This is a genomic window from Nonomuraea rhodomycinica (assembly GCF_013363995.1).
GTDB lineage: Bacteria > Actinomycetota > Actinomycetes > Streptosporangiales > Streptosporangiaceae > Nonomuraea > Nonomuraea rhodomycinica.
The window spans coordinates 464,068-479,766 of sequence record NZ_JABWGO010000003.1 but is presented as its reverse complement, the minus strand read 5'-3'; the positions used below and the strand labels follow the sequence as shown (position 1 = coordinate 479,766).

Genomic DNA, 15,699 nt, shown 5'->3' with positions numbered 1-15,699 from the left:
GCGACCCCGGCGGTGAGGGGCGTGGCCCGGCCTTACGCGCGCACCTCCGCGTCCGTACGGTCGCGCAGCTCGGCCGGGGTGACGCCGGGCGCGGTCTCGACGAGTCTCAGCCCGTCGCCGGTGACGTCCAGCACGCCCAGGTCGGTGATGATCCGGTGGACGCACGCCCGTCCGGTGAGCGGCAACGTGCACTCCTCGACGATCTTCGGTGTGCCGTCCCTGGCGGTGTGCTCCATGATCACGATGACCCGGCGCGCGCCGTGGACCAGGTCCATCGCCCCGCCCATGCCCTTGACCAGCCGGCCGGGGACCATCCAGTTCGCCAGGTCGCCGCGCGCCGACACCTGCATCCCGCCCAGCACGGCCACGTCGATGTGCCCGCCGCGGATCATGCCGAACGACAGCGCCGAGTCGAAGAACGACGCCCCCGGGCGGACGGTCACGGTCTCCTTGCCCGCGTTGATCAGGTCGGGGTCCACCTCGTCCTCCGCCGGGTAGGGGCCCACGCCGAGGATGCCGTTCTCGGAGTGCAGGACGACGTCCACGTCCGGCGGCAGGAACGACGGGACGCGGGTGGGCAGGCCGATGCCGAGGTTGACGTGGTCGCCGTCGCGCAGCTCGGCCGCCGCGCGCGCGACCATCTCGTCGCGGGTCCAGCTCACGAGACGTCCCCTCCGGATGCGGGTCCGGAGGTCGTACGGCGCTCGACGGCCTTGTCGGCGGCCTGCTCGGGGGTGAGCACCACCAGGCGCCGCACGAACACGCCGGGCAGGTGGACCTCGTCGGGGTCCAGCTCGGTGAGCTCCTCGACCTCGGCGATCGTGACCCGCCCCGCCATGGCGGCCAGGGGGTTGAAGTTGCGGGCCGCCTTGGCGAAGACGAGATTGCCGTGCCGGTCACCCCTGGCCGCGCGGACCAGCGCGAAGTCCGTGGTGATGCCGCGCTCCAGCACGTACGGCCGGCCGTCGAACTCGCGCACCTCCTTGGGCGGCGAGGCCAGCGCGACCGACCCGTCGGGGTTGTGGCGCAGCGGCAGGCCGCCCTCGGCGACGGGCGTGCCGACCCCGGCGGGGGTGTAGAAGGCGGGGATCCCGGCGCCGCCCGCGCGCAGCCGCTCGGCGAGGCTGCCCTGCGGGGTCAGCTCCACCTCCAGCTCTCCGGTGAGGAACTGCCGGGCGAACTCCTTGTTGTCGCCGATGTAGGAGGCGGTCACGCGGGCGATGCGCCCGGCCGCCAGCAGGATGCCGAGGCCGCCGCCGTCGACGCCGCAGTTGTTGGACACCACGGAGATCCCGGTGACCCCGGTGTCGTGGAGCGCGCGGATCAGGACGTTCGGGATGCCGCTGAGCCCGAAGCCGCCGACCGCGAACGACGCTCCGTCGCGCACGCCGGCCAGCGCCTCGCGGGCGGTCGCGACCACCTTGTCTCTCGGCACGACGCTCCCTCCGCCGGGGGTGCCCGCAGGGTGTTCGCTGAGCGAACTTCAGTTCATTATCGTGGACGAGTATGCGGAGGCCGCGGCGGTCCTGTCAAAGTGTCAGTTCACCGGCACGCGGGCGGGCGGCACGCGAGCGGGCGGGCGGCGTTCGAACGGACCGAGGAGGGCGGATGGAACCGGCCGGGACCCTGGAGCGGGGGCTCGCCGTGCTGCGCGCGCTGACCGCCGAGCCCGCGCGGCGGACGCGGGCCACGGACCTGGTGCACGCCACCGGCCTGGCCAGGGCCACGGTCGACCGCGTCCTGGCCACGTACGCCCGGCTCGACTACGTCCGCTTCGACGGCCGTGACCTGCGGCCGGCGCCGCGCCTGATGGAGCTGGGCGAGGCGTACCTGACGGGCGGCGGCCTGCGCGACCCCCTGGCGCCGCTCGCCGAGCGGCTGGCCGAGGAGCTGGACGAGTCGGTGTCGCTGGCCGTCCTCGACGGGGACGGGGTGCGCTTCATCGCGCAGTTCACGCGGCGGCGCACCATGTCGGTGAGGTTCCGGGTCGGCGACCTGCTGCCCGCCCGTCGCTGCGCCGCGGGTCTCGTCCTCCTCGACCCGGCCGCGCCGTGGGCCGAGGACGACCAGCTCGTCGAGCCGGGGCTGATCGCGGTGGCGGTGCCCGTACGGGGCCGGGACGGCGCGCCGGTCTGCGCGGTGAGCGTGGTGAGCCACACCAGCCGGCACACCGCCTCCGGGCTGCGCGAGCACGCGATGCCGAGGCTGCTCAAGACGGTCGCCGAGATGGAGGCCGCCCTGGCCGCCGCACCGGCCTTCCCCGCCGCCCCACCGGCCTCCCCCGCCGCCGCACCAGACTCCCCCGTCGCCGTGCCGGTCTCTCAGGACAGGCCCGTAGGGGCGGCGGCCCCCGAGATCCTGCAGTCGCTGGCCCGCGGGCTGGCCGTGCTGGTGGCGCTCGGCGCGACGCCCGGCGGATCGACGCTGGCCGCCGTCGCGCGGGCCACGGGCCTCCCCCGCGCCACGGCGCGGCGCTCGCTGCTCACCCTGGAACGCCTCGGGTACGCGAGCGCCGACGGCCCCCGTTTCGTCCTGCTCCCCCGGGTGCTGGAGCTGGGCTACGCCCACCTGTCGGAACGCTCGTTCGCCGAGGTCGTCCAGCCGCACCTGGCGGACCTGGTGGCGCGGCTGGGCCACTCGGCCTCGGTCGCGGTGCTGTCGGGCGACGACGTGCTGTACGTGGCCCGCGTCCCGACCGTGAGCATCATGACCGTGGACATCCGGGTCGGCACCCGCTTCCCCGCGTACGCGACCTCCATGGGCCGGGTGCTGCTCGCCGACCGGCCGGCGGAAGGGTGGGCCGCGCTCGCGCTCAAGCCGCTGACCCGGCGCACGATCACCTCCCCCGCCGCGTTCGCCGCGGCGGTCCGCCGGGCCGGCGAGGACGGCTACGCCCTGGTGGACCAGGAGCTGGAGGAGGGCGTGCGGTCGATCGCGGTGCCGGTGCGCGGCCGGGACGGGCGCGTGGCCGCGGCCGTCAACGTCGCCACCCACGCCAGCCGGGCCACCCCGGACGACCTGCTGCGCGACGTCCTGCCCGCGCTGCGCGAGAGCGCGGCGCGCATGGAGGCCGACCTGCGCCACCTCCCGGCGACGCCGTAGGAGAACGATCACCGCCGGATACGTGGCTGCCCCTCTGCCGAATTAGTAATCGGTACGGTACCGTTTATTAAATGACGGACACCGTACTCGTCGCGGGCGCCGGTCCCACCGGGCTGGCCCTCGCCGTGCACCTGGCCCTGCACCACGTCCCCGTGCGGCTGATCGACGCCGCCCCCGCGCCCGCCACCACCTCACGGGCGCTCGGACTCCAGCCCCGCGGAGCCGAGGTCCTGGAACGCATCGGCGCGCTCGGCGACCTGCCCGGACGCTCGCAACGCTCGCTCACCATGTCCTACAACGAGGGCTCCCGCACCGTCCTGCGGATGCACGTCGGCCAGGCGCTCGCCGACCAGCCGAAACCGGCCCTCCTGGTCTCGCAGGCCGAGGTGGAGGGCGTCCTGCGGCGGCGGCTGCGCGAGGTGGGCGGCGACGTGGAGTGGGGCACCCGGCTGGTCGCGGCCGAGCAGGACGGCGCGGGCGTCACCGCCACCGTCCGGACACAGGACGGCGCCGAGCGGCGCGTCGAGGCGCGGTGGCTGATCGGCTGCGACGGCGCGCACAGCACCGTGCGCAAGCTCGCCGGGATCGGTTTCCCCGGCCGCAAGCTCATCGAGCGCCTGCTGATGGCGGACGTGCGGGCCCGCTGGCCGTTCGACCGGAACGGCAGCACGACCTGGATGGACGTCGGCCGCATGCTGTCGGTGACCGCCCTGCCGGACGACACCTGGCGGATCTTCACCGAGCCGCCGGCGGACCTGCCGGAGGACCTGTCCGAGGACGAGATCGCCGACCGGGTGCTGAAGGAGTTCTCCCGTCGCAGCGGCGTCGGCCTCGACACGGTCATGGAGATCCGCTGGGCCACCGAGTTCCGGATCCACCGGCGGCTGGCCGACGCCTACCGCCGCGGCCGGATCCTGCTGGCCGGCGACGCCGCCCACATCCAGAGCCCCTCCGGCGGGCAGGGGCAGAACACCGGGCTCGGCGACGCCGAGAACCTCGCCTGGAAGCTCGTCCTGGTGGCGCGCGGGCGCGCGGACGCGCGGCTGCTCGACACGTACGAGGGCGAGCGGCGCCCGCTGGCGCGCAACGTGCTGCGGGCCACCAGCACGGCGGTGGGCGTCATGCTGCCCGACGCCGCGTGGAAGCGCCTGGTCCGCGACAAGGTGGTCCTGCCGGCCGTCCGCCTGCCCGCCGTGCAGCGGCGGCTGTGGCTGGCGGCGTCCCAGCTCGGCATCGGCTACCGGGGCGGGCCGCTGGCCCCCGCGGCGCACCGGTGGGCCTCCGGCCCGCAGCCGGGCGACCGGATGCCGGACCTCGGGTGCGTGGAGGCGGGCGGCGAGGAGGTCACCCTGCACGCGGCCGTCTCCGCCCGCTGGGTGGTGCTGGCCGCCGACCGGGATGTCGCCGAACGGCACGCCCGGGCGGCCGCGGCCCGCCTGGGCGACGACCTGGTCACCGCCCTCGTCCCCGTGCCCGGCGCGGCCGAGGCCGCCGGCGTGGACGCGCGTGACGTGGTGCTGGTCCGTCCCGACGGGCACATCGGTTGGCGTGGCCGCCCGGCACCCGACAGACTGGCGGCATGGATCGACGAGGTGCTGTGGCCGGCGTAGAGCGCGGCCGTCCGCGCGACCCGGGCAACGACGCCGCGATCCTCGATGCGGCGCTGGACCTGCTGATCGAGCGCGGAGCCGGAGGCACCAGCATCGAAGGGGTCGCCCAGCGCGCCGGCGTGGCCAAGCTGACCGTCTACCGGCGGTGGCGGACCAGGGAGGACCTGCTGATGGCCGCCCTGGAGCACGCCCGCGACCCGGATCTCCAGGGACCGCCCGTCGCCGGGCGTTCCCTGGAGGAGCTGATCGGGCACGTGGCCGCGCTGCTGAGCCGTTCCCGCTTCCGCGCTCTGATGGCGCGGGTGATCGGCGCCTCGGTGGACCACCCGAAGCTGGTGACCGCCTACACCGAGCGGCATCTGCGGCCACGTCTGGACGCCCTGGCCGAGGTGGCCCGGCGGGCCGTGGACGACGGCCGCCTCCCGCCGGGCACCGACCCGGGCGTCCTGGAGGACGTTCTGGCCAGTTCGATCGGGTTCGTCCTGCTGCGGGGTGAGGAGGAGGTGACGGCGGCGGAGGTCGAGCGGCGCCTGCGGGCGCTGCTGGGCCACCTCGGGTACGAGCCGCCCCGCCAGGCCCCACCGGCCTGATCCGCCGTTCCGGGGAGCGGCCTCTCGCGGGCGCCTGAGTAGGGAGGGACTACTCAGGCGCGCCGGCCCGCCGTCGCGCACAGTCGGAGGGAAGCGAGGTCCGACTGCGAGGAGCGCATCCCCATGATCTCCACGGTTACGAGCAGGCGGGCCGCCGCGGCGGCCATGTCCGCCCTGGCGCTGGGCGCCCTGCCGCCCTCCGGCCCGGCGCACGCGACGTCGCGGGCCGCGCGGGCGGACTGCGCGTTCGCCGACGACACCGTCAGGACGCCGCAGTGGTACCGCGATCACAACCCCGACTGGGACAGCGGCAGGGTGCAGGCGGCCGTCGCGCTGAACGAGGCGTTCGCGGACAACGCGGTGCGCTGCCTGGTCAACGCCGAGCGCACGGCGCGGGGCCTGCCGGCCCTGCGGGAGGTGCTGCGGCTGTTCAACGCGGCCGACGCCCACACCAAGGCCGCCAAGCAGATCAAGTGGTGGGTGGACGGGGCGAACTTCCACGTCAACCCGCGCACGGGGAGCGGTCCCGGCGACCGGGTCCGGGCGGCCGGGTACTGCTCGTCCGGCACGTGGCAGGTGCTGGAGAACGTCTACCAGGGCTGGGGCACGGGCGGCGCGACCCCGAGGGCCGCGGTGGCCTGGTGGATGGGCAGCCCGCCGCACCGGGCCGCCCTCCTCGACGCGCGGATGGCGGAGACGGGCGTCTCGGTGCGGCACGGCTCGGCGCGGCCGGGCGTCACCTCCGACCACCAGCTCGTGGCGACCCAGGTGTTCGGCGTCTGCCGCTGACCCGCCGCGTCCGTCACCGGCGCGGGTGCCCGGAGAGGATCTGGGAGACGGTCAGGACACGGATCAGCGGCTCGTACAGCCGCATGAGGTCCAGGGCCCGTACGTGGCTGGCGTCGTCCACGCCCGCGCACGCGTCGGCGGCGACGACCACCTCGACGCCGGCGTCGGCGGCGGCCAGCGCCGTGGACAGCACGCAGCAGTCGGTGGACACCCCCGCGAGGATCAGCCTGCCGTCGCCGCCGACCCGCTCGGCCAGCTCGGGCGTCCACTTGCCGAACGTCGTGGCGTCCAGGGTCGGCCCGGCGTCGGCGGCGAACGCGTCGACGAGCCCGTACGCGCGCGAGTCGGGCGGCTGCAGGGCGAACGGCCAGCGCCGGTAGTAGTCGGCCCAGGCCCCGGCGGGGCGCTCGGGGGCGACGAACCGGGTGAACGTGACCCGGGGGCTGAAGGCCCGGACGAGCCGCCTGATCGGGTCGATGGTCTCGGCGAAACGCGGGGCGAACCAGTCGCTGTCGGGTTCAGCGAAGACCCGCTGCATGTCGATGACCGCGAGCCACGCCTCCCGGTCGCGGAACGCGGGCACCTTGCCCGTCATGCCCGGCTCTCCTCGGCGGCTCCGGTCGTGGCCGGGGCGCTCTCCTGGGCGCGTACCCGGGACCGGCCGAGCAGGAAGGCGGCGGCGAAGGCGACCGCGAGCGCGGCCAGCACGCCCAGGTTGGCGTAGGCCCAGTCGCCCTGCCGGCCGCCGAGCCCGAGCGGGCCGAGCAGGTAGCCCTGCCAGGCGAGCCACTGCTCGGTGCCGTTGGTGACCAGGCCCCAGCCGATGAGCGTGGCGCCGACGACGATCGCGATGGGCAGCGGCGGCACGTCGCCGTACCGGCCCGCCGGGCGGTACAGGTCGGCCTCGTGGTAGTCGCGGCGGCGCAGCGCCAGGTCGGCCAGCATGACCCCGCACCAGGCGGCGATCGGGATGCCGAGCGTGATGAGGAACGCCATGAACGGCGTGAGGAAGTCGTCGGCGAAGAAGACGATGTACACGGTGCCGGCGACCATGAGCGCGCCGTCGATCAGGGCGGCGACGTAGCGGGGCGCCCGCAGGCCGGCGGCGAGCAGGGCGAGGCCGGAGGAGTAGATGTCGAGCACCGCGCCGCCGACCAGGCCGAGCACCGCCACCACCGCGAACGGGATGAGGAACCAGGTGGGCAGCACCGTGGTCAGCGCCCCGATCGGGTCGCCGGCCACGGCCTTGTTCAGGTCCGGCGACGAGCCGGCCAGCAGCAGGCCGAACACGAGCAGCACCACCGGCGCCAGCGACCCGCCGAACGTCGTCCAGCCCACCACGCCGGCGCTCGACGAGCGGCGCGGCAGGTAGCGGGAGTAGTCGGCGGCGGCGTTGACCCAGCCCAGCCCGAACCCGGTCACCATGAAGATCAGAGTGCCGACGAAGTTGCCGGCCGAGCCGGAGGGGATCGCCCGCACCGCGTCCCAGTGGATCTCGGGCAGCACCAGGACGGCGTACATCACGGTCAGCACGCCGGTCACCACGGTGATGACGGTCTGCAGGCGCATGATGACGTCGAAGCCCATGACGCCGGCCGCGACGACCAGCGCGGTCACCACGACGAGCGCGATCACCTTGGTCGAGGTGCCGCCGCCCCAGCCGAGACGCTCGAAGACGGTCGCGGCGGCGAGCGTGGCCAGGGCGGTGAGGGCCGTCTCCCAGCCGACGGTGAGTATCCAGGAGATCGCCGAGGGCAGCCGGTTGCCGCGCACGCCGAACGCCGCCCGGCTCAGCACCATCGTCGGCGCCGAGCCGCGTTTGCCGGCCACGGCGACGAACCCGCACAGCAGGAAGGAGAAGACGATGCCGACGACGCCCGCGACCAGGGCCTGCCAGAAGGAGACGCCGAAGCCGAGGGCGAAGGAGCCGTAGCTGAGCCCGAGGACGGAGACGTTGGCTCCGAACCAGGGCCAGAAGAGCTGGCGCGGGCGTCCCTTGCGGTCGGCGTCGCCGATGACGTCGAGCCCGTGCGTCTCCACCTTGAGCCGCGCGCCGGCCCGTGCGTCCTGCGTGTCGTCCATGTGACCTGCCTGTCTCGTTCCTTGCAGCCGAACGTAGGGGCCGATTTCGGACGGCGTCAATGGTGATATTCCTCCCGTTCCCGGAATGAACCGTGGGACGGCCCGCGCCTGCGGGGCGCGCTCGGCGTGCGCCGGTTCGCGATCGGTGTCATGGTTTGCCACGCCCTCGTACGCGGTAGAGCACTACAGACAGTGACCGAACGGACACTGATCGGCGACGCCAGGCCGACGAGGCCGTGACGGCCGGCAAGGGGGCTCGGGGCCATGACCACAACCAGACCGGACACCGCGGTGGACGAGGTGCACATCCTGTGGACCTCCGAGGGCATGAGCTGCGACGGCGACACCGTGTCGGTCACGGCCGCCTCGCTGCCGAGCATCGAGGACGTGCTCCTCGGGCTCGTGCCCGGCCTGCCCAAGGTCCATCTGCACAACAAAGTGCTGGCCAAGGAGACCGGCAGCGAGTTCATGGCCGCCTTCCACCAGGCCGCGGCCGGGCAGCTCGGGCCGTACATCTTCGTGGTCGAGGGGTCCGTCCCCAACGAGAAGATCAACGGTGACGGCTACTGGACGTCGATGGGCAACGACCCGGCCACCGGGCAGCCCATCACGGTCAACCAGTGGATCGACCGGCTCGCGCCGGGGGCGTGGGCCGTGGTCGCCATCGGCACGTGCGCCACGTACGGCGGCATCCACGCCATGGCGGGCAACCCGACCGGCTGCATGGGGCTCGGCGACTACCTCGGCGCGGACTTCCGCTCCGCGGGCGGCCTGCCCATCGTCAACGTGCCCGGCTGCCCGGTGCAGCCGGACAACTTCATGGAGACCCTGACCTGGCTGCTGTACCAGGCCGCGGGCCTCGCGCCGATGATCCCGCTCGACCGGCAGCTCCGGCCGACGTGGCTGTTCGGCAAGACGGTCCACGAGGGCTGCGACCGGGCCGGCTACTACGAGCAGGGCGACTTCGCCCACGACTACAACTCGCCCAAGTGCCAGGTCAAGATCGGCTGCTGGGGCCCCGTCGTCAACTGCAACGTCACCAAGCGCGGCTGGATGGACGGGCTCGGCGGCTGCCCCAACGTGGGCGGCATCTGCATCGGCTGCACGATGCCCGGCTTCCCGGACAAGTTCATGCCGTTCATGGACCAGCCGCCCGGAGCGTCCGTCTCCGCCGGCACGGTCGGCGTCTACGGCGCGATGATCCGCCGTCTGCGGTCCATCACCAACAAGACGGCCAACAAAGAGCCGAAGTGGCGTCACAACGAGGACAAGCTGACCAGCGGATACGACCCCCGGTGGCGGGGCTAGAAGGGGGATCGTCGAGGTGACGACCAAGGCAGAGCAGGCCCAGGAGACCCGCCAGCTGGTGGACATGTCCTGGGACCCGATCACCAGGATCATCGGCAACCTGGGCATCTACACCAAGATCGACTTCGAGAACCGGCAGGTCGTGGAGTGCAAGAGCACCTCGTCCCTGTTCCGGGGCTACAGCGTGTTCATGAAGGGCAAGGACCCGCGCGACGCGCACTTCATCACCAGCCGCATCTGCGGCATCTGCGGTGACAACCACGCGGTCTGCTCGATCTACGCGCAGAACATGGCGTACGGCATCAAGCCCCCGCCCCTCGCCGACTGGATCATCAACCTCGGCGAGGCCGCCGAGTACATGTTCGACCACACCCTGTTCCAGGACAACCTGGTCTTCGTCGACTACTGCGAGCAGATGGTCAAGGAGACCAACCCGAGCATGCTGCGCCGCGCCGAGACCACCGAGGCGCCCCGCGGCCACCTGCACGGCTACCGCACCATCGCCGACATCATGCGCGCCTTCAACCCGTTCACCGGCGCGATGTACAAGGAGGCGCTGCAGGTCAGCCGGCTCACCCGGGAGATGTGCTGCCTCATGGAGGGCCGGCACGTCCACCCCTCGACCCTCTACCCGGGCGGCGTCGGCACGGTCGCCACGCCCCAGGTGTTCACCGACTACCTGGTGCGGCTGGTGCGGGCGCTGGACTTCGTCAAGCGGGCCGTCCCGATGAACGACGACGTCTTCGACTTCTTCTACCAGGCGCTGCCCGGCTACGAGGAGGTCGGCCGGCGGCGGGTGCTGCTGGGCTGCTGGGGCGCGTTCCAGGACCCCAACGTCTGCGACTACGACTACCGGCACATGGACGAGTGGGGCCGGGCCATGTTCGTCACGCCCGGGATCGTGGTGGACGGCGAGCTGATCACCACCAACCTCGTCGACATCAACCTCGGCATCCGGATCCTGCTCGGCAGCTCGTACTACGACGACTGGCAGAACGAGGAGAAGTTCGTCACCCACGACCCCCTCGGAAACCCGGTCGACCAGCGCCACCCGTGGAACCAGACGACGCTGCCCAAGCCGCAGAAGCGCGACCTGGAGCACGGCAACTACAGCTGGGTGATGAGCCCCCGCTGGCACGACCGGCGCACCGGCGACCACCTGGCGCTCGACACCGGCGGCGGGCCGCTGGCCCGGCTGTGGACGACGGCGCTGGCCGGGCTGGTGGACGCGGGCGGCGTCCGCGCCACCGGGCACAGCGTGGAGATCAACCTGCCCAAGTCCGGCTCCATGCCGGAGATGCGGCTGGAGTGGCACGTGCCGAAGTGGGCCAACACGATCGAGCGCAACCGGGCCCGCATGTACTTCGTCGCCTACGCCGCCGCGCTGGCCTTCCACTTCGTCGACCAGGCCCTCAACGACGTCAGGGCCGGGCGCACCAAGGTCTTCACCGACTTCGACGTGCCGGACGAGGCGATCGGCTGCGGCTTCCACGAGGCCGTGCGGGGCGTCCTGTCGCACCACATGGTCATCCGCAACGGGAAGATCGCCAACTATCACCCGTACCCGCCCACGCCGTGGAACGCCAGCCCGCGCGACGTCTACGGCACTCCGGGGCCGTACGAGGACGCCGTGCAGGGGCTGCCCATCTTCGAGGAGAACGGCCCCGACACCTTCAAGGGCATCGACATCATGCGGACCGTCCGCAGCTTCGACCCGTGCCTGCCCTGCGGCGTGCACATGTACGTCGGCGGCGGCAAGGTGCTGCGGCAGGTCCACTCCCCCACCCTCGGCACGAGCGTCGCGGGCTGAGCCGCGATGGACGACCACGAGGTGACCGAGCGGGTGCGCCGCGTCGAGGAGCTCCTCGAAGGCGGCGCCGACCCGCGGGCGGTCGAGCTCGCCGAGGCGCTGCTCGACCTGTACGGCGAGGCGCTCGCGCGGGTGATGACGGTGGCCGCGGCGGCCGGCGGCGGCCTGCCGGAACGGATCGCCGCCGACGACCTGGTCGCGCACCTGCTGCTGCTGCACGACCTGCACCCCCTGGACGCGGCCACCCGCGTCCGCCACGCGCTGGAGCGGGTCCGCGACCGGCTGGGCGGCGCGGAGGCGGTGCTCGTCGCGGTCGAGGAGGACGCGGTGCGGCTGCGGCTGCGCCCGGCTCCCGGGGCGAAGGGCGGGTGCGGCTCCACGGCGGCGCGGGCGCGTTCGGCCGTGGAGAGCGCGGTGCGGGACGCGGCGCCCGAGTTCGAGCGGGTGGTGGTCGAGGAGGAGGCCCCGGCCGCGCCCGAACCGGTGGTGATCCCCGTGGAGAGCCTGCTCCGGGTGCCGGGGACGCGGGCGTGAGGCGGCCGCGATGAGCGCCCAGGCCGGAGGGCGGGTCCCGGGCGGAGAGCGGGTCCACGGAGAGCGGGTCCCGGCCGGAGGACGGCTCCCGGGAGGAGGGCGGGTCCCGGGCGGCGCGCTGCGCAGGCTCATCGCCCGCGCGGCTCCCGGCGGTCCGAGGCCCGAGCCGCGCGAGTCGTGCGAGCTGTGCGCCGCGCCTCTCGACGCGCCGCACCGGCACCTGCTCGACCTGGCGGCCCGCGAGCTGCGCTGCGCCTGCCGTCCCTGCTCGGTGCTGTTCGCCGAACCGCGCGAGGCACCGTCAGCGGGGGAAGGCGGCGGCGGGCGCTACCGGCTGGTCCCGGACCGCCGGTGGCTGCTCGACGGCTTCGTCCTGGACGACGCCATGTGGGCCGAGCTGGGCATCCCGGTGCGGATGGCGTTCCTCTTCCACGACGCGGCGGCCGGCCGGACCGCGCTGTTCTACCCGAGCCCCGGCGGGCCGGTGGAGTCGCCGCTGGAGCCGTCCCTGTGGCGGCGCCTGGAGGAGGCCAACCCCGTGCTGCGGCGGCTGACACCGGACGTCGAGGCGCTGCTCGTCAACCGGACCGGCGCCGCCGCCGAGCACTGGATCGTGCCGGTGGACGACTGCTACCGCCTGGTCGGCCTGCTCCGCACCCACTGGAAGGGGCTGGCCGGCGGCCCGCGCGTCTGGGACGCGGTCAGCGGCTTCTTCACCGAGCTACGCCAGGGGTCGGCGACCGTGACCCCGGCCGGACAACCGACGCACATCCGAGGGGGAACGCGATGACCAGGACGAGCGAGACGCGGATCAGGACCGGACGGCCCCAGGTGCACCCCGACACGCCCTCGCACATCGACGGCGTCAACGAGGGCAACGCCGTCGGCCACTACGAGAGCCAGGTCGGGCACCTCGTGGACGGCCGCTCGACCGCCGCGCGCTCCACCGGCGTCAACGCCGCGGACCGCGACCCCATCCTGCCCGGCATGCCGAACCTCTCCCCCGCCTGAGCCGTGCGCGACACCACAGCGCCGAAGGACGGGGCGGCGGCCGGCGCCGTCCCGTCCGCGCTCACCACGGCCGAGCAGGTCCCGGCCCTGCGCATCACGGTCGAGGGGGTCCGGGCCGCCGAGTTCGCGGCCGTGCCGACGCTGGAGTTCGCGCTGCGGATCGCCGGCACCGGCGGGGCGGAGGTGCGCTCGGTGATCCTGGAGACGCAGCTGCGCATCGCCGTCGCGCGCCGCGGCTACGACGAGGCGTGCCGCGAACGCCTCGCCGACCTGTTCGGGCCGCCCGAGCTGTGGGGACGCAAACCGGCCAGCCTGCTGTGGGCGCAGATCGTCACGCAGCTCCCGGCCTTCACCGGGGAGACGACCGCGCTGCTCCGGGTGCCCTGCACCTACGACTTCGACGTGGCCGCCGCCAAGTACCTCGACGGCGTGCGCGACGGCGAGATCCCGCTGGAGTTCCTCTTCAGCGGCACGGTGTTCGCCCTGGCCGGCGGCATGCTGCGGGCCACGCGGATCCCGTGGGACACCGAGGCCGGCTTCCGCATGCCGGCCGCCACCTGGCGGGACCTCATGGACCGCTACTTCCCGGGCGCGGCGTGGCTGCGCCTGGGCCGTGACACGTTCGACCGGCTGCACGCCTACCGGACCCGCAACGCGCTGCCGGGCTGGGACGACGTGGTCGAGTCGCTGCTGGAGGCGGGAGCCGATGGACGAGCCGATGCACGATGAGGACGGGCGGGCGCCCCTGGAGCAGGTGCGGCGCATCGCGCGGGCCGTGCTGTACGAGGGCTACCTGCTGTGGCCGTACCGGCAGTCGGCGCTGAAGAACCGGCACCGCTGGACGATCGGCGGCGTCCACCCCGAGCCCTACGGGCGCGAGCACGACGGCCACCCGTGGCTCATGCGCACCCAGTGCCTCGTGCAGGCCGGCGCGGGCGCGAGCGTGGACGTGCGGGTGCGCTACCTGCACGTCGTCGTGCGGGAGCCCGCCCTGGTCCGGGACGGCCTCGCGGAGCCCGTGCCGGAGCTGGTCGCCGGCGGCGTGCGGGTGCTGCCCCGGGAGGAGGCGACCGAGCGCGAGGCGGCGGCGTGCGGCCTGGCCCTGGAGGAGGTGGCGCGGCGGCCGGTCCGCGCGGCGATCGAGGTGCCCGCCGGACAGGAGATGGAGCCGCTGCCGGATCCCGGCCCGGTCACGCGGGGGCGGCCGGCGGGCGCGGTGGTGCGGCACTGGGAGGCGCTGCGCGGCCACGTCGAGGTGAGCGCCGAGCCGCTGGAGCCCGGCCTGTTCCGGCTGACGGCCGACGTGGTCAACACGACCCCGTGGCCCGGCGGCACCCGTACCGACCTCATGCGGCGCACGCTGGTGTCGGCGCACACGGTGCTGCACGCGCGTGGCGGCCGGTTCGTGTCGCTCATGGACCCGCCCGAGGAGCTGCGCGCCCACGCGGAGGGCTGCCGCGGCCTCGGCGCCTGGCCGGTGCTCGTCGGCGAGGAGGGCGAGCGGGACACGATGCTGTCGGCGCCGATCATCCTGTACGACCACCCGCGGATCTCGCCCGAGAGCCCCGGCGACCTGTTCGACGCGACGGAGATCGACCAGCTCCTGACGCTGAGCGTGCTGGCGCTCAGCGAGGAGGAGAAGCGGGAGATCCGCGAGGGCGACCCGCGCGGCCGGGAGATCCTGGAGCGCTGCGCCGGGCTCACGCCCGAGCAGCTCATGCGTCTGCACGGCGTCCTGCGCGCGGATCCGTCATGAACGGCGATCCCTACGGAAGCCCGGCGAACCCCGATCCCATGAACGGCGATCCCCACGGAAGCCCGGCCGACCTCGATCCCATGAACGGCGATCCGGACGGCCGCCCGGCGCGTCCTGATCCGGGGGGCGATCGCCTGATCGGCCTGGGGTTCTGGGCGCGGATGGAGCGGCGCGGGCCCGGCGTGGTGACGGTCGGCGGCCGGGCCGTGCGCGCGGGCAGCCGGGTCCGGCTGCGGCCCTCGCCGATGAGGCGGGCCGACATCATGGACCTGGTGCTGGACGGCCGCGTCGCCGTCGTGGAGTCCGTGGAGCAGGACGACGAGGGCGCCTTCCACGTCGCGGTCACGCTCGACGACGACCCGGGCCGCGACCTCGGCGAGGCGCGGATGCCCGGACACCGCTTCTTCTACGCGGCCGACGAGATCGAGCCGCTGGACGAGCGGGCCGAGGCGCCCCCGGCCGTGCGGATCCTCGTCGCGGGCATCGGCAACGTCTTCTTCGGCGACGACGGGTTCGGCGTCGAGGTGGCCCGCCGGCTCTCGGCGCTGCCGTTGCCGGGCGGCGTGGACGTGGTGGACTTCGGCATCCGCGGCATGGACCTCGCGTACGCGCTGCAGCGGGACTACGACCTCGCGATCCTCGTCGACGCCGCGCCCCGCGGCCAGGCGCCCGGCACGCTGACGGTGCTGGAGCCGGACCTGTCCGGGGACGGCGGCGCGGCGCGGGAGGCCGCGCGGGCGGACGGCCACGGCATGGACCCGGTCACGGTGCTCCGCCTCGCCGCGGAGCTCGGGCGGCTGCCCGGCCGGGTGGTCGTCGTGTGCTGCGAGCCCGCCGTCGCGCCGTCCGGCGGTCCGGACGAGGACGTGCTGGTGGAGCTGAGCGCGCCCGTACGGGAGGCGGCCGGCCATGCGGTCCGTCTGGTGATGGACATGATTGCGGAAAACGCCGGGCCCGCTTCCCGGCCTCCGCATGCGGAAGGAGGTGACATGGCATGAGAAAGAGACACGTTGCGGCACTGATCGCGATAGCCACGGTAAGCGCGGTCATCGTCCGCCAATGGCCGGAAATTCACCGGTACATAACGATGAAACGGATGTAGTGCCG

At 73.9% G+C, this 15,699-nt stretch carries 17 protein-coding genes and 1 pseudogene; 14 read left to right on the top strand and 4 right to left on the bottom strand.

Annotated elements, in window-relative coordinates; translation table 11 throughout:
• Window positions 1-32: 32 nt before the first annotated feature.
• Together HT134_RS18005 and HT134_RS18000 are read right to left on the bottom strand one after the other, a co-directional pair.
• A complete protein-coding gene (locus HT134_RS18005; protein ID WP_175601516.1) occupies window positions 33-662 on the bottom strand; it encodes a CoA transferase subunit B in 630 nt (209 codons plus the stop codon).
• Window positions 659-1,435: a CoA transferase subunit A gene (locus HT134_RS18000; RefSeq protein ID WP_175601515.1), complete on the bottom strand. Its 777-nt coding sequence runs from the start codon at window positions 1,433-1,435 to the stop codon at window positions 659-661. The genes HT134_RS18005 and HT134_RS18000 overlap by 4 nt, the downstream gene beginning before the upstream one ends.
• Before the next feature lie 71 nt (window positions 1,436-1,506).
• Between HT134_RS18000 and HT134_RS45695 the strand changes: the two are divergent.
• The 5 genes and pseudogenes from HT134_RS45695 to HT134_RS17980 form a co-directional block, all read left to right on the top strand.
• Window positions 1,507-1,980: pseudogene (locus HT134_RS45695) on the top strand (helix-turn-helix domain-containing protein); the annotation flags it as partial.
• A 330-nt stretch (window positions 1,981-2,310) separates the two neighbouring features.
• Window positions 2,311-3,102, top strand: a complete 792-nt coding sequence (locus tag HT134_RS45690; protein ID WP_312888221.1) for an IclR family transcriptional regulator domain-containing protein — start codon at window positions 2,311-2,313, stop codon at window positions 3,100-3,102.
• 71 nt (window positions 3,103-3,173) lie between these two features.
• The gene (locus HT134_RS17990) at window positions 3,174-4,712 is read left to right on the top strand and encodes an FAD-dependent monooxygenase (protein ID WP_175601513.1); all 1,539 of its coding nucleotides are present in this window, start codon (window positions 3,174-3,176) and stop codon (window positions 4,710-4,712) included.
• Entirely contained in the window at window positions 4,700-5,302 is a 603-nt protein-coding gene (locus tag HT134_RS17985; RefSeq protein WP_217707985.1) for a TetR/AcrR family transcriptional regulator, read from the top strand. Before HT134_RS17990 ends, HT134_RS17985 begins: the two co-directional genes overlap by 13 nt.
• A 123-nt stretch (window positions 5,303-5,425) precedes the next feature.
• Window positions 5,426-6,091, top strand: a complete 666-nt coding sequence (locus HT134_RS17980) for a CAP domain-containing protein (RefSeq protein ID WP_217707984.1) — start codon at window positions 5,426-5,428, stop codon at window positions 6,089-6,091.
• A 13-nt stretch (window positions 6,092-6,104) separates the two neighbouring features.
• On the opposite strand, the gene HT134_RS17975 is transcribed toward HT134_RS17980, so the two are convergent.
• Window positions 6,105-6,686 (bottom strand): cysteine hydrolase family protein, encoded by a 582-nt coding sequence (locus tag HT134_RS17975; protein WP_175601511.1) that lies wholly within the window; start codon window positions 6,684-6,686, stop codon window positions 6,105-6,107.
• The gene (locus HT134_RS17970; protein WP_175601510.1) at window positions 6,683-8,173 is read right to left on the bottom strand and encodes a purine-cytosine permease family protein; all 1,491 of its coding nucleotides are present in this window, start codon (window positions 8,171-8,173) and stop codon (window positions 6,683-6,685) included. Before HT134_RS17970 ends, HT134_RS17975 begins: the two co-directional genes overlap by 4 nt.
• Before the next feature lie 264 nt (window positions 8,174-8,437).
• Between HT134_RS17970 and HT134_RS17965 the strand changes: the two genes are divergently transcribed.
• Genes HT134_RS17965 through HT134_RS48100 form a run of 9 tightly spaced genes read left to right on the top strand, consistent with a single transcriptional unit; the run spans window position 8,438 to window position 15,694 of the window.
• Entirely contained in the window at window positions 8,438-9,481 is a 1,044-nt protein-coding gene (locus HT134_RS17965; protein WP_175601509.1) for an NADH-quinone oxidoreductase subunit B family protein, read from the top strand.
• 16 nt (window positions 9,482-9,497) lie between these two features.
• Window positions 9,498-11,291 carry a nickel-dependent hydrogenase large subunit gene (locus HT134_RS17960; protein WP_312888201.1) on the top strand — a complete coding sequence of 598 codons (1,794 nt, stop codon included), beginning with the start codon at window positions 9,498-9,500 and terminating at the stop codon, window positions 11,289-11,291.
• A gap of 6 nt (window positions 11,292-11,297) precedes the next feature.
• On the top strand, window positions 11,298-11,825 hold the full coding sequence (locus HT134_RS17955) for a NifU-related iron-sulfur-binding protein (RefSeq protein WP_175601508.1): 528 nt from the start codon (window positions 11,298-11,300) through the stop codon (window positions 11,823-11,825).
• Between the two features lie 10 nt (window positions 11,826-11,835).
• The gene (locus HT134_RS17950) at window positions 11,836-12,615 is read left to right on the top strand and encodes a DUF5947 family protein (RefSeq protein WP_217707983.1); all 780 of its coding nucleotides are present in this window, start codon (window positions 11,836-11,838) and stop codon (window positions 12,613-12,615) included.
• The gene (locus tag HT134_RS17945) at window positions 12,612-12,836 is read left to right on the top strand and encodes a hypothetical protein (protein WP_175601507.1); all 225 of its coding nucleotides are present in this window, start codon (window positions 12,612-12,614) and stop codon (window positions 12,834-12,836) included. Before HT134_RS17950 ends, HT134_RS17945 begins: the two co-directional genes overlap by 4 nt.
• 3 nt (window positions 12,837-12,839) lie before the next feature.
• Window positions 12,840-13,565, top strand: a complete 726-nt coding sequence (locus HT134_RS17940) for a DUF6084 family protein (RefSeq protein ID WP_217707982.1) — start codon at window positions 12,840-12,842, stop codon at window positions 13,563-13,565.
• On the top strand, window positions 13,555-14,592 hold the full coding sequence (locus tag HT134_RS17935) for a hypothetical protein (protein ID WP_217707981.1): 1,038 nt from the start codon (window positions 13,555-13,557) through the stop codon (window positions 14,590-14,592). The genes HT134_RS17940 and HT134_RS17935 overlap by 11 nt, the downstream gene beginning before the upstream one ends.
• Window positions 14,589-15,590: a hydrogenase maturation protease gene (locus tag HT134_RS45685; protein WP_246364512.1), complete on the top strand. Its 1,002-nt coding sequence runs from the start codon at window positions 14,589-14,591 to the stop codon at window positions 15,588-15,590. The genes HT134_RS17935 and HT134_RS45685 overlap by 4 nt, the downstream gene beginning before the upstream one ends.
• Window positions 15,587-15,694, top strand: a complete 108-nt coding sequence (locus HT134_RS48100) for a DUF6893 family small protein (protein ID WP_376768095.1) — start codon at window positions 15,587-15,589, stop codon at window positions 15,692-15,694. The genes HT134_RS45685 and HT134_RS48100 overlap by 4 nt, the downstream gene beginning before the upstream one ends.
• Window positions 15,695-15,699 lie beyond the last annotated feature (5 nt).